We start from the raw sequence: 13,551 nt of genomic DNA, 5'->3' as shown, positions 1-13,551 counted from the left end.
ATTCTTTATGATGGCACAAAAAAAATAACAGCGGCAAGTGCTGCTGTTATTTTTATTGCTTATTTATAACGTGTTACTTATTGGATAAGTACAAAGATAGACTCTCTGCCACGTTTAACGCCAAGCACAATATTACCTTGGGTATCTTCGATAATTTTGTTCATTTGACGAATGTTTTCTACACGTTGGCGGTTAACTTGAACAATCACATCACCTTCTTCAAGACCAACACGTGCAGAAGGAGAGCGCGGATCTACTGTGGCGACTTCAATACCTTTAGTGCCATTTTTTTGCACGTTTTCAAGCGTCGCACCTTGGAATGCAGGATGCAGTTCATCGCCTGCGGCGGTTACACCCGATGCACCATCAAGCGTTACTTTAATGGTTTTTACTTTGCCATCGCGGTAAATACCTAATTTAACTTCGCGTCCTTCACCTAACGTTGCTATTTTACTGCGCAGCTCGTGGAAGCCACTAATATCGCTGCCATTAATACTAATAATAACATCGCCAGCTTTAATACCTGCTTTGCTTGCTGCGGTATCATCCATTACTTGCATAACGTAAGCACCTTGTTTAACGTCAAGTTGCTGTGCTTTTGCAAGGCCTGCATCAAGTGGGCGGCCAGAAATACCCAGTGAGCCACGGCGAACTTCGCCATGTTCGATAATTTGGTCAACTAAGTTTTTCATCATATTTGATGGAATGGCAAAGCCAATACCAACATTTCCGCCCGAGGCACCTAAAATAGCAGTATTAATACCAATAAGTTCACCATTTAGGTTAACTAAAGCGCCTCCTGAGTTACCTTGGTTAATAGCTGCATCGGTTTGAATAAAGTCTTCATAGCCTTCAATATTTAAACCACTACGCCCTAATGCACTTACAATGCCCGAGGTTACTGTATGGCTTAAACCAAATGGATTACCAATTGCTACTGCAAAGTCGCCAACACGCAATTTATCTGAATTTGCCAGTTTAACTTCGGTTAAGTCATCTGCATCTATTTGTAATAGCGCAATATCAGACTCTTTATCGGTACCAATTTTGGTGGCTTCAAATTCACGGCCGTCTTCTAGCGTTACCACCATTTTTTCGGCATCTTGAATTACGTGGTTATTTGTTACTACATAGCCTTCGTCGGCATCAATAATAACCCCTGAGCCTAAACCACTAAATTGGCGCTTTTGACTACGTGGCTGAGGGTTACCAAAAAAGTATTCAAGCGGGTCTGCACGGCGGCGCACTTCTTTTGAGCCAGAAACCTGAATGCTCACAACGCCAGGGGTAATTTGCTCAAGCATAGGCGCAAGTGTGGGTAATTGTTGGCCGTTAACTGCAATAGGCAGTTTTGCATAAGAGGCCATTGGGCTTAGTAATAAGCTTGTAGATAAGATTGCAGCACTAATAAGTGATAATTTCATTTTCATAGTCAGGGTGTACTCCACATCACAGGAAAAGCAAAAAGGCTGCATAAGCAGCCTTTTCGAATTTAAATATAAAGCTGTTACATTTAAAGACTATGGGGTCAAAAAAAAGTTCCTCAAGATAGCACTAACATTTTAGCGTGCTCAGTGTGTTAAGAGGCTTTTGCAGGTTTTGTATCGCCATTTTGCCCTGCAAATAAACCAGACTCACCCGAGACGTAATCGGCAGGTTGTGCTTGTGCAGATGAACGGTCAACCTCGCGCTCTTTTAAAGATGCTTGTAATTGCTCTGTTGTTTCTTTAGAGAAAAACGGCTCGCTAGGTGCTTTGTTTTTATCATCAAGTAAGAGTTGATTGGTTTCTTCAACATGGCTGAGTAGTTGGTCGTAGTTTTCTTTCATTTTATTCACAAGCTTACCTGTGCTTGCTAAATGATCGGCCACATCTTGGCGATACTGCTCAAGCGCGTTTTGTGCTTGCTCGGCTTGTTCTTTTAATTCATCTTGCTTAAATTGCTTTTTAGTAACGAATGCACCAACAAAAAATGCCACTACAGCAGTAATAATAATTAAACCTACCCACGTAACTGTGCCCATAACTTTACCCCTTTGGGAAAAAATATCTAATAATGCCTGATTCAAATATAAATCATCCTGTGGGTAATATACCCCGAGTTAAGATGCGTGTTAATATGTTGTGCAAATTAAACTGTGTTTAAAATGTAATTAGATATGACTCCTTGGCAAACTTACCAGCAAGATCTTAAGCGCGATGACTTTGTACATGACCAAGCACAAGAAAATGCAGTGCGCCATTTACAACGTTTATACGATGACCTCACAAATAAAAAACCACAGCAACAAGGCTTTTTTGCAAAGTTGTTTAATAAAAGCGAACCTGAGCCAATTAAAGGGCTTTATTTTTGGGGTGGTGTAGGGCGTGGTAAAACCTATTTAGTAGATACCTTTTACGAAGCGCTGCCAGGTGAGCGTAAAATGCGTGTGCATTTTCATCGCTTTATGCACCGAGTTCACGATGAACTAAAAAAGCTAAATAATAAAAGCAATCCACTGGAAATTGTTGCCGACATATTTAAAGCCGAAACCGATATTATTTGTTTTGATGAATTCTTTGTTCAAGATATTACAGATGCCATGTTACTCGGCGGCTTAATGCAGGCATTATTTGCACGCAATATAGTATTAGTCGCTACCTCTAATATAGTACCTGATGATTTATATAAAAACGGCTTACAGCGTGCGCGTTTTATTCCGGCCATTGAACTGGTAAAAGCGAACACAGAAATAGTAAATGTAGACTCTGGTATTGATTATCGCTTGCGTACACTTGAGCAAGCCGAAATATTTCACAGCCCGTTAGATGAGCAAGCCGATAAAAACTTATTTGAATATTTTGATAAGCTATCGCCAGAGGCGGGGGAGCTTGATCAACCCATAGAAATAGAAGGGCGCTTAATCAACACACGCAAAGTGGCTAAGTGTGTAGTGATGTTTGAATTTAGCGAATTGTGCGAAACCGCACGTAGCCAAGTCGACTACATGGAAATTAGCCGCTTATATAACACTGTTATTATTTCTAATGTTAAACAGCTTGGACAAAATAATGATGATGCAGCTAGGCGCTTTATCGCTTTAGTGGATGAGTTTTACGAGCGACATGTAACATTAATCATTTCGGCTGAAAAACCGATCACGCAGCTTTATACCCAAGGTAATCTTAACTTTGAATTTAAGCGCTGCATTAGCCGCCTGCAAGAAATGCAGTCTTTAGAGTATTTAGCAAAAGAGCATTTAGCATAGCGCTAATACGACTGTATCGACTCTTTAAAGTGGCCTTATTGTTGTTTTTATATAAATGCATAAATTTTTGTAATTTTCTTGTGGAAAAAACAACCGCTCGGTAGCAATGTGTTTTAAGTGCTGGTATACTCCCGCGTCTGCCACGTTGCGTTCTATGTCCTCATATAGTTTAGCCACTTGTGAGCGGCGCTAAAGTCTAAAACTCGAAGGGGTTATAGCATACTTAGAGCGGTAGTTAATAATAACTGCCTGTGGTTTTAATTGAAAAACATTGGATTTTTATAAATGAAAACGTTTGTTGCTAAACCAGAAACAGTAAAACGTGACTGGTACGTAGTTGACGCTGAAGGTAAAACTTTAGGTCGCATCGCTACTGAAATCGCTCATCGCCTACGCGGTAAGCACAAAGCTGAATACACTCCACACGTAGATACTGGTGATTACATCATCGTTATCAACGCTGAGAAAGTTACTGTAACTGGTAACAAATTCAAAGATAAAGTGTACTACGCTCATACTGGTTTCCCAGGTGGTCTTAAGTCTACTACTTTTGATAAACTTCAAGCTGCAAAGCCTGAAATGATCATCGAAAAAGCTGTTAAAGGCATGTTGCCACGTGGTCCTTTAGGCCGCGCTATGTACCGTAAACTTAAAGTTTACGCAGGTACTGAGCACAACCATGCTGCACAACAGCCTCAGGTTCTAGACATTTAAGGAGCACTATCATGGCAAATCAATACTACGGTACAGGTCGTCGTAAAAGTTCAAGTGCTCGCGTATTCTTACGCCCAGGCACTGGTAACATCGTAATCAACAAGCGCTCTTTAGAAGAGTACTTTGGTCGCGAAACAGCACGCATGGTTGTTCGTCAAGCTCTTGAGCTTGTTGACATGACTGAAAAATTTGACCTTCACATCACCGTTGCCGGTGGTGGTACAACTGGTCAAGCTGGTGCTATCCGTCACGGTATCACTCGTGCACTTATGGAGTTTGACGAGTCATTACGTCCACAACTTCGTAAAGCAGGTTTTGTTACACGTGATGCACGTAAAGTTGAACGTAAGAAAGTGGGTCTTAAGAAAGCGCGTAAGCGTCCACAGTTCTCAAAACGTTAATTTTTACGTTATCAAGAATTCAAAAACCCAGCTTATGCTGGGTTTTTTGTTTTTGGCATTAAAATTTAAGTACTTACCTACCTCAAGCCCGCTTTTTTAAGGCTAGGCGCTGATCATATTTTATAAATGCTGCGTATTTAATGTACGAAAGCTTTAAAATACCCATTTCGCTGCAAAAAAGTTAAATAATTATCGCAATTAGTGTAAATCCATCAGTTAATTGGTGGAATTTTTTGCTACAATTGGCTGGCAAGTAGTATGAGCAAGTTCAACATCACCATGTACAGTTTATCTGTTTCCTCGTAGTGGGGTTGATCTTGGTCAGTATATTGTTTTTACAGAAGCGCTATTATAGTCATTCGGCTTTATTCTCGAGCTTACTTTATCAAACTATTGATCAAGTCGGGTTATTCGAGCGTGAGGCTGTGAATAACCTTGTTTTAATCAAGGGTTTTAATTATGATCGCTTCTATTTTAAAAATTTCGAAAAATTAACCTGCTGTAACTGATGTTCTCAATATAGCAAGTGTTGAGAATCATAGTGGAGATAAGTGGATGAGCAATGCGCCTGTAGACAATGGCCGACGTCGCTTTTTAACCATAGCTACCTCTGTTGTAGGTGGTGTTGGTGCGGCTGGGGCTGCTGTTCCTTTTATTGCGTCTTGGAATCCAAGTGAGCGAGCTAAATCTGCGGGTGCGCCTGTAGAAGTAGATATCAGCAAACTTGAGCCAGGACAATTAATACGTGTCGAGTGGCGTGGTAAACCTGTATGGGTTGTATCACGTACCCCTAAAATGCTTGAGCAGATGAAAGAACATGAAGGTCAACTTCGTGATCCGCAATCGCAAGAGCCACAACAACTAGAATCATCAACAAATGATTACCGTTCATTACGCCCAGAGATTTTTGTCGCTGTTGGTATTTGTACGCATTTAGGGTGTTCTCCAGGCTTTTTCCAAGGTAACTTTAGTGAAAAAGTTGAAGGGACAGATGATGGTTTTTACTGTCCATGTCACGGTTCTAAATTTGATATGGCTGGGCGAGTATTTCAATCAGTTCCTGCACCATTGAACTTAGAAGTACCACCTTATACTTTTCTTGATGAAACCACTATTTTAGTGGGCGAAGAAAAAGGGGTAGCCTAATGTTTGGTAAAATTGTTAGTTGGATTGACGACCGTATCCCAATGACACGTGTTTGGAACATGCACATTGCACAGTATCCAGCACCTAAAAACTTTAACTTCTGGTACTTTTTTGGCTCGCTAGCCATGTTAGTACTAGTAAACCAAATACTTACTGGTATTTGGTTAACGATGAACTTTGTTCCCTCTTCTGAAGGCGCTTTCGCATCAGTAGAGTACATCATGCGTGATGTTGAATACGGTTGGTTATTACGTTATTTACACTCAACGGGTGCATCTGCGTTTTTCATCGTTGTTTATATGCATATGTTCCGTGGCATGATCTACGGCTCTTACCAAAAACCACGTGAATTACTGTGGTTATTCGGTATGTTTATTTTCTTAGCATTAATGGCTGAAGCCTTCATGGGTTACTTACTACCATGGGGTCAAATGTCGTTCTGGGGTGCGCAGGTAATCATTTCGTTATTCGGGGCTATTCCGGTAATTGGTGACGACTTAACACTTTGGATCCGTGGTGACTACGTAATATCGGGTGCAACGCTTAACCGCTTCTTTGCATTACACGTTATTGCACTACCATTGGTTATTGTAATTTTAGTGTTCTTACACATTGTTGCGCTGCACGAAGTGGGCTCTAACAACCCTGACGGTGTTGAAATAAAACGCAAAAAAGGCACTGTGGCTGAAGAAGATAAGTCTAAATTTAAATTCCATGAGTATTACACCGACAAAAAAGACATTGTTGATGCGATACCGTTCCACCCGTACTACACAGTAAAAGATATTGTGGGCGTGGTTGGTTTCTTAATCTTGTTCTGTTGGGTTGTATTCTTTATGCCTGCGATGAATGGTTTCTTCCTAGAAGCGCCAAACTTTGAAGCAGCAAACCCACTTAAAACGCCAGAGCACATTTTCCCAGTTTGGTACTTTACGCCATTCTATGCAATCTTACGTGCAATCCCTGATAAGCTTATCGGTGTTGCGGCAATGGGTGCGTCAATTGTGGTACTCGCATTGTTACCGTGGATTGACCGTGGTCGTGTTAAATCGGTTCGTTACCGTTGTGGTTTCCACAAATGGAACATTGCAGGTTTTGTTGTAACTTTCGTTCTTTTAGGTTGGGTGGGTGCAACTCCACAAACTGATATGAAAACGATAATTTCTCAAATCTGTACTGTGACTTACTTTATGTTCTTCGTACTGTTATTTATATACAGTAAGAATGAAAAAACTAAGCCATTGCCTGAGAGGTTAACGAAATGATGAAAAAGCTACTTATTGGTGTATTTGCTTTATCAGTAAACTTGCTGCCTAACATGGTTATGGCTGCGGGTCCTTCGGTTCCTCTTATGGAAGCGGGTAACGATATATCTGATCAGCCTTCTTTGCAGCGCGGCGCAAAGTTGTTCATGAACTACTGTCTTGGTTGTCACCAAATGCAGTATCAACGTTATGAACGTACTTTCCGTGATATTGGTATTCCAACCGAGCTTGGCAAAGAGCAATTGATTTTTGATGGTTCAAAAGTAGGTGGCCATATTCTTAACGCTATTGCAAAAGAAGATGCTGCTAAATGGTTTGGTGCGGCTCCGCCGGATCTAACCAATGTGGCGCGTGTGCGCGGCAGTGATTGGATTTACACTTACTTAAAGTCGTTTTACAAAGATGAATCTCGCCCGTTTGGCGTAAATAATACGTTATTCCCATCGGTGGGTATGCCGCATGTTCTTCAAGAACTACAAGGGCTACCAACACCTATCATTGAAGAAGTTGAACAACATGGTCAAACAGTGACTAAAGTTGTTGGTACTGAAACAGATGGTAAGGGCGAATTAAGCGTTGATGAATACGATCAAGCGGTTCGTGATTTAACGAATTTCTTAGAGTATGTAGGTGAACCTACACGCCTTGAGTCAGAAGCGTTAGGTATTAAGGTAATTGGATTTTTAGTTATCCTGTTTATCTTGGCATTTATGCTTAAGAAAGAATACTGGAGAGATGTTCATTAATTTGAGCATTTTACAAGGTAATTTTGCAATAGGGGCTTAAGCCCCTATTGCTGTTTTAGTTATTTAATGGAGGTATAGGCATGGCCGTAGCTGCCAATAAGCGCCCTGTAATGACCCTTTTTTCTGGTGCTAACTGTATGTATAGCCACCAAGTACGTATTGTACTTGCAGAAAAAGGTGTAAGTGTAGATATTCATTTGGCTGAAAAGGATAACTTGCCAGAGGCACTTCACGAAATTAACCCTTACGGTACAGTACCCACACTGATTGACCGTGAGCTTGGCTTATATCAGGCAAACATCATCATGGAATACCTTGATGAACGTTTCCCTCACCCTCCACTAATGCCTGTGTATCCGGTAATGCGTGGTCGTAGCCGTTTAATGATGCACCGTATTGATACTGATTGGTACAGCCTTGCTGAAAAAATCATTAACAATACAGCAGGTGCTGCACAAGCTCGTAAAGAGTTAACTGAAGCGTTACTTGCAATTGCACCAATCTTTAACGAAGCTCCATACTTTATGAGTGAAGAGTTTAGCTTAGTAGATTGTTATTTAGCACCACTATTATGGCGTTTACCAGAGTTTGGTATTGAGCTTAATGGCTCTGGCGCTAAAGAGCTAAAAGAGTACATGATCCGCTTATTTGAGCGTGAGTCATTCCAAGCTTCTTTAACTGAAGCAGAGCGTGAGATCCGTTTATAATGACGCCTAATCGTCCTTATTTACTACGTGCTTTTTTTGATTGGATCGTAGATAACGACTGCACACCACATTTAGTGGTTGATGCGCAGTACCCAGCAGTACAAGTGCCTACGCAGTTTGTACAAGATGGCCAAATAGTGCTTAATATTAGCCCTTCTGCCGTTACTGGGTTTTCGTTAGATATGGAACAACTAAGCTTTAATGCGCGCTTTGGCGGACAGCCAATGCAAGTATATGTGCCTTTAGGTGCGGTGCTTGCTATTTATGCGCGTGAAAATGGCGAAGGAACAGTCTTTACTGCAGATGAGTTTTTAGAGGACGAAGACGATTTTGCACCTGACCTTGAAAGTGTGGAAACATCAGATGAGATTATTGATGAAACCCCGCCAGAAAAGCCAGAAAAGAAAAAAGGCTCACATTTACGCGTCATCAAGTAACGCTTAAATACAAAAAAACCGCTAATTAAGCGGTTTTTTTATGTGCCTCATAAAGGGCTTTTTATGTATTTTATAAATATTCAAACACTTTAATAACGCGCTCTACACCCGATACATTGCGTGCAATGTTAACCGCTTGGTTAGACTCAGATTCAGATACTAATCCCATTAAAAATACTTCAGCGTTTTCGGTCACTACTTTAATATTATTACTCGGTATATTTTTAGCTGTTAAAAGCTGCGCTTTTACTTTAGAGGTTAGCCACGAGTCGTGCGTTTGTGTGGTAATTCCAATATTTGAGCCAATTCTAATTTGGTTATGTATTTTACGTATACCTGAGAGCCCCTCAATGCTCTGCTGAGCTTGGTCTTTCATTTCTTGATTGGCAACCTGACCTACCAGTAAAACAATGCCATTAACGCTTATAGCGTCTACATTGGCGAACTTTTCTAGTCGTTCAACTTCACTAAGCGCAATACTGGCTTTAATTTCTATATTATTGTCGTCTATTTGCGAGCCAATGGTGCGGCGATCATTTGCTGCTGTTACTGCACCAGCTGTTCCTGCAACCACTGCGGCTGCACAGCCTTGCAGCAAAACAACAGTACCTAAAACAATAAGAGAGCGTTTAAACATAATTTTCATCCTGCGGGAAAAGAGTTAAATCAACCAGTTCACTTAAGCAATGTAAGTTAACTAAGTGAGATTCAATAATGCGGCTAGGGCGCTTAGAAGGCGTACGAATTTCTACATCATTAGGGCCTAATAAGCCAACGAGTTCTCCACCATCGTCACCTACCATCACTATGACCTTCATATCTTTAGTAAGTGCCGCTTCTACAGCAGAAATAATATGTTTTTCGTTGCCATTAATTGCTAACGCAAGCAGTAAATCGCCTTGCTGTGCAAAGGCACGTACTTGGCGAGCAAAGGTATCATGCTCATCTACTTGGCTACTTTGCCCTAAATTGATGTTTTCTTGAGATAGCGCAATAGCAGGTAAACAGGGGCGCTCTGTTTCGTAGTGATTAACTAATACGCCGGCCATGTGCTGCGCTAGCATATGGCAGTTTGCCGTGCCACAGCAAAGGAGTTTGTTACCATTAATTAAACTTTGTGCAATGGTAAATGCCGCAGACTCTAGTGCGCTTGGCAGTACTTCGCCTGCTGCTATTTGTACTTGAATGCTTTCTGTAAAAATTTCTTTAATTGTATCTTGCATAGACTACCAATAATTTATTCGTCATTTTTGTTTGTTGCTGGGCGTTTTACTAATCTGTTTGCGTGGTGTTAAAGTACGCTTTTGATCCAATTTATATTGCCAGAGCCTTCACCTGTAATGGCAACATAGTCGACTCTTATAGGCTGATTAGTTAAGTTTTTTGCTGCCAAGTAGTGATAAATAGTGCGTTTTAGTCGTGCTTGTTTTTGTGCGCCAAGGGCATAATTTGCACCGCCTCTCGCATTGTTTTTACGAAACTTGACTTCTACAAATACAAGCGTATCGCCGTGTTTCATAATCACATCAAGCTCACCAAAGGGGCAGTAATAATTACGCTCAATAGGCGTAAGCCCTTCACGGGTTAAGTATTTTTCTGCTTGGCGTTCATAGTACTGGCCTTTTTCTCGGCTATTTTGCCACAGCTCTTTAAACCACGACATAGCCGCTCCAGATTAATCAAACGTAAGCGTAGTGCTTTCGTTGGCTGATTGCATAAATAAAGGCACGGGCTGCTTTGTTTCTAGCTGTACGGCTTTTATGCGTCTATTTGTGTATTGTGCCCAATCAAGCGTACGCTCTATGTGTCCGCTTGTATTTACCGAAAGCTTTCCACTTAAACCTGTAAACTTATTACCGGGCATTACACTCAATTGCCTAATGTCGCTTAGCACCGACACGGCATCGTAAGCCATGGCAAATAGGCGTTGGCTTATATCGGCATTTTCAGGCCACAGCGTGTTGTATTGATTGCGTAAGTTATGTTGTTTAACTGTCGTATTAAGCATCCACGGAAGCTCTGTAAAGTAAAGCCCTTCTAAATCGCCTTTATCGGTGCGATCTATTTGTTTACTATGGCTTTTAGAGCTGGCATAAAGCGGGATCCGCTGTGCAAAAGTACTTACATTTACATCTAAATAAGGTTTTATCAGGCGTGTTTCTATAGCGTCGCCTAAAATGTAAATCGCATCAATATCGCTACGAGAGCGGGTTTCACTTTCTACTTCTTGTTTAAATAAAGACTTAACCGTTTTAATACGCTGCTTAGATTTATCAACCTCTAACAAGCTTGTAATTGTGTTTGGCATGTCTTTGTTATCGTTATAAAACCCAATTTGCGGTTTTGTTTCGCTATAGCGCTGCCACTGAATATTAAAGTAATCAACCAAACGCTGACCATTGGCATTATTAGGCGCTAATAACATAGGCTTTTGATAACCTTTAGCTAAAAAGTGCTCCAGCGCTTGCTGCACTTCATGCTCAGGGTTTAAAGCAAAAAAGTAATGTTGCAGCGAGAGTCGCTCACCATCAAATGTATTTAAGTGTAATGTTGGGGTATCAATAAGTGTTTTAGCTTGTGCAAGTTTATCTATATTCGCTTTTAATAATGGCCCAATCACAAAGTCTGGATTAAATTGGCTCAGCTGCTCGCTTAGCACTTGGGTTGCAAGGTTCTCATCTATAAAAACAGTGTCGCTAATAGTTTGCTTATCAAGCCCTGCCAAAATGCCGGCCTTTAGGGCGTCACCTAAACGCTCATTTGCGCCTGATTGCGGTAAAAGTACAGCTAAACGCTCTATATTAACTGGTGCTAGGTCGGCTAGGGCTTCATCTTGCTCGGGTAAAATAGCTACGGCTGGGTGCCCAGGGTAGCGACGGCGCCAATTATTGATGGCTTGGTCAAGCTCTACACCGCTATTTGCATATACCTGGTGGTACAAAGCTAAGTTAGTCCAACCTTGTTGAATAACAGAGCCACGATTAAAGCGCTCCAGCGCATAAGAAGACAGCTTTGTTAAGTTATCCCACAGCGCACTTTGCAGAGCAGGGATCTCAATATTGTTTTTATTCGCAGTTTCTGAGGCTCTAAAAAAATAAGGAGCGGCGCGCTTAGGAAAGTTTTGCGATGCATATATGCTAGCAGTTAAATATTGATGCCAAGCAAAGTGTTCAGGCTGTTTAAGTTGGCCATCGAGCGATTGCAAAATAACGAGCGCTTGGTCGTTTTTATTTTGCTGCTTTTGTGCATAAGCAATGTATAAGCGGTTTTGAATTTTATCTACACTTGGGGTTTGCTCAAGCTCATTACAAATGTTTTCAAGTAACGGCCAGCTTTGCTCCGAAATAGCCGCATCACGCGCACTATAAAGCAATTGAATTTTGTCGGCACCGGTACGATTAAGCGCTAATTTATAAATAGCATCGGCACTGGTTGCTTGATTTTGCAGCGCATTCGCACTGGTGTTAATGCTATCGCTATTTTTAGTTGGTTTTTCGGTTGTGCTACAGGCCGATAACCCTGACAATATAATTAATAGACTAACAAGTTTAAGTCGCACAATGATTTCCCAATACGTTAACGCGATTTGCTTATATTACTGACTGACGCAGGAGACCTCAATGTTAAATGAGGAGAATTCACCGAAAATTGGCACTCTTTACATTGTTGCCACCCCAATTGGCAATTTTGACGACTTAAGCCAGCGTGCCATCGCGACATTATCGCAAGTTGACTTAATCGCTGCTGAAGACACGCGCCACACCGGTAAGCTACTAAGCCATTTTGGTATAAAGGCTAAAACCTTTGCATTACATGACCATAACGAAAAACAAAAAGCGCAGCAGATTATTGATTGGCTAAACGAAGGCAAAAATATCGCGCTAGTTTCAGATGCCGGCACGCCGTTGATAAGCGACCCAGGTTATGCCGTAGTAAACCTGTGCCGCGAGCAAGGCGCGCATGTAACACCCGTGCCCGGCGCGTGTGCTGCTATTACTGCAGTGTGTTGCTCAGGCCTGCCAACAGATCGTTTTCAGTTTATTGGCTTTACACCGGCTAAAAGTAAAGCCCGCCAAGATTTTTTCATAGAAGCTGTAAACTCAAGCATTACCAGCATAATGTACGAAAGCACCCACCGTATTATGGCAAGCCTAGATGATTTAGAAGCGGCCTTAGGTTGTGAGCAACAAGTGGTTTTTGCAAAAGAGCTTACTAAAACCTTTGAAACCTTTTTTAATGGTAGCGTAAGTGAGTTAAAGCAGTTTTTAACTGATGACCCAACCAAGCAACGCGGCGAAATAGTGCTCATGTTGCCAGGTAAACCCAAGCAAGTAGATGATATACCGCCAGAGGCGCGTAAAATGCTGGCGCTACTTGAAAGCGAAATGCCGATGAAAAAAGCCTGTGGTATTGTTGCTGAATACTTTGGAATGAAGAAAAACGCCCTGTATAAAACAATTATTGACGAAAAAGAGTAAATCTTTACTGCGTACAAGGCACAGCTCATGTATACTGCGCGCCGAGTTAGCCAAGATAATCGCTGCCTGTGACGAAAATGATCAGGGGGAGGAAAGTCCGGGCTCCACAGGGCAGAGTGCCAGCTAACGGCTGGGGGGCGTGAGCCCACGACAAGTGCAGCAGAGAGGAGACCGCCAACCCTCGGGTTGGTAAGGGTGAAAGGGTGCGGTAAGAGCGCACCGGGCCACTGGTAACAGTTGGTTGCAAGGTAAACTCCACTCGGAGCAAGACCAAATAGGGTTCCTTATGGCGTGGCCCACGTTGGAACCGGGTAGGTTGCTTGAGCCATAGAGCGATTTATGGCCTAGACGAATGATTATCACTTTCTTCGGAAAGGACAGAACCCGGCTTATATGGCTAACTCACTCAT

At 41.8% G+C, this 13,551-nt stretch carries 15 protein-coding genes, 1 other RNA gene and 1 pseudogene; 11 read left to right on the top strand and 6 right to left on the bottom strand.

Annotated features, from left to right (window positions below; genetic code table 11):
• Positions 1 to 77: 77 nt before the first annotated feature.
• Both B2R65_RS10280 and B2R65_RS10275 read right to left on the bottom strand, forming a co-directional pair.
• A complete protein-coding gene (locus B2R65_RS10280) occupies positions 78 to 1,430 on the bottom strand; it encodes a Do family serine endopeptidase (protein ID WP_004589100.1) in 1,353 nt (450 codons plus the stop codon).
• A gap of 149 nt (positions 1,431 to 1,579) precedes the next feature.
• The gene (locus B2R65_RS10275) at positions 1,580 to 1,990 is read right to left on the bottom strand and encodes a Z-ring associated ZapG family protein (RefSeq protein ID WP_223230608.1); all 411 of its coding nucleotides are present in this window, start codon (positions 1,988 to 1,990) and stop codon (positions 1,580 to 1,582) included.
• On the opposite strand from B2R65_RS10275, the pseudogene B2R65_RS19555 reads away from it, so the two are divergent.
• The 9 genes and pseudogenes from B2R65_RS19555 to B2R65_RS10235 all read left to right on the top strand — a co-directional run.
• Positions 1,935 to 2,063, top strand: a pseudogene (locus B2R65_RS19555) (hypothetical protein); the annotation flags it as partial. The gene B2R65_RS10275 and the pseudogene B2R65_RS19555 overlap by 56 nt on opposite strands.
• Before the next feature lie 95 nt (positions 2,064 to 2,158).
• Entirely contained in the window at positions 2,159 to 3,247 is a 1,089-nt protein-coding gene (gene zapE, locus B2R65_RS10270; RefSeq protein ID WP_024033326.1) for a cell division protein ZapE, read from the top strand.
• A gap of 285 nt (positions 3,248 to 3,532) precedes the next feature.
• On the top strand, positions 3,533 to 3,961 hold the full coding sequence (gene rplM, locus B2R65_RS10265) for a 50S ribosomal protein L13 (RefSeq protein WP_004589103.1): 429 nt from the start codon (positions 3,533 to 3,535) through the stop codon (positions 3,959 to 3,961).
• A gap of 8 nt (positions 3,962 to 3,969) precedes the next feature.
• Positions 3,970 to 4,362 (top strand): 30S ribosomal protein S9, encoded by a 393-nt coding sequence (gene rpsI / locus B2R65_RS10260; RefSeq protein ID WP_024600778.1) that lies wholly within the window; start codon positions 3,970 to 3,972, stop codon positions 4,360 to 4,362.
• Positions 4,363 to 4,917: 555 nt separating this feature from the next.
• Entirely contained in the window at positions 4,918 to 5,508 is a 591-nt protein-coding gene (gene petA, locus B2R65_RS10255) for a ubiquinol-cytochrome c reductase iron-sulfur subunit (RefSeq protein ID WP_004589105.1), read from the top strand.
• Positions 5,508 to 6,773 (top strand): cytochrome b, encoded by a 1,266-nt coding sequence (locus B2R65_RS10250; protein ID WP_004589106.1) that lies wholly within the window; start codon positions 5,508 to 5,510, stop codon positions 6,771 to 6,773. The genes petA and B2R65_RS10250 overlap by 1 nt, the downstream gene beginning before the upstream one ends.
• A complete protein-coding gene (locus tag B2R65_RS10245) occupies positions 6,770 to 7,519 on the top strand; it encodes a cytochrome c1 (protein WP_024033324.1) in 750 nt (249 codons plus the stop codon). The genes B2R65_RS10250 and B2R65_RS10245 overlap by 4 nt, the downstream gene beginning before the upstream one ends.
• 80 nt (positions 7,520 to 7,599) lie before the next feature.
• Complete coding sequence (gene sspA, locus B2R65_RS10240; protein WP_273611644.1) at positions 7,600 to 8,226, top strand: stringent starvation protein SspA; 627 nt, start codon at positions 7,600 to 7,602, stop codon at positions 8,224 to 8,226.
• Complete coding sequence (locus B2R65_RS10235; RefSeq protein WP_004589109.1) at positions 8,226 to 8,663, top strand: ClpXP protease specificity-enhancing factor; 438 nt, start codon at positions 8,226 to 8,228, stop codon at positions 8,661 to 8,663. The genes sspA and B2R65_RS10235 overlap by 1 nt, the downstream gene beginning before the upstream one ends.
• Positions 8,664 to 8,733: 70 nt before the next feature.
• Here B2R65_RS10235 and dolP read toward each other — a convergent pair whose 3' ends face one another.
• From dolP to B2R65_RS10215, 4 genes are all read right to left on the bottom strand, one after another.
• The gene (gene dolP / locus B2R65_RS10230; protein ID WP_138577850.1) at positions 8,734 to 9,300 is read right to left on the bottom strand and encodes a division/outer membrane stress-associated lipid-binding lipoprotein; all 567 of its coding nucleotides are present in this window, start codon (positions 9,298 to 9,300) and stop codon (positions 8,734 to 8,736) included.
• Complete coding sequence (locus B2R65_RS10225) at positions 9,293 to 9,886, bottom strand: SIS domain-containing protein (protein WP_004589111.1); 594 nt, start codon at positions 9,884 to 9,886, stop codon at positions 9,293 to 9,295. The genes dolP and B2R65_RS10225 overlap by 8 nt, the downstream gene beginning before the upstream one ends.
• A gap of 68 nt (positions 9,887 to 9,954) precedes the next feature.
• Entirely contained in the window at positions 9,955 to 10,326 is a 372-nt protein-coding gene (locus B2R65_RS10220; protein ID WP_004589112.1) for a YraN family protein, read from the bottom strand.
• A gap of 12 nt (positions 10,327 to 10,338) precedes the next feature.
• On the bottom strand, positions 10,339 to 12,222 hold the full coding sequence (locus B2R65_RS10215) for a penicillin-binding protein activator (RefSeq protein WP_286742314.1): 1,884 nt from the start codon (positions 12,220 to 12,222) through the stop codon (positions 10,339 to 10,341).
• A gap of 61 nt (positions 12,223 to 12,283) precedes the next feature.
• On the opposite strand from B2R65_RS10215, the gene rsmI reads away from it, so the two are divergent.
• Positions 12,284 to 13,141 carry a 16S rRNA (cytidine(1402)-2'-O)-methyltransferase gene (gene rsmI, locus B2R65_RS10210; RefSeq protein ID WP_286742310.1) on the top strand — a complete coding sequence of 286 codons (858 nt, stop codon included), beginning with the start codon at positions 12,284 to 12,286 and terminating at the stop codon, positions 13,139 to 13,141.
• Between the two features lie 43 nt (positions 13,142 to 13,184).
• Positions 13,185 to 13,549, top strand: an RNA gene (gene rnpB, locus B2R65_RS10205) — RNase P RNA component class A.
• Positions 13,550 to 13,551 lie beyond the last annotated feature (2 nt).

The sequence above is a fragment of the Pseudoalteromonas sp. UBA2102 genome (genome assembly GCF_002331165.1).
Classification (GTDB): Bacteria; Pseudomonadota; Gammaproteobacteria; order Enterobacterales; family Alteromonadaceae; genus Pseudoalteromonas; species Pseudoalteromonas atlantica.
Note: the sequence above shows the minus strand (reverse complement) of the source record. Positions and strands in the feature narration are given on the sequence as shown.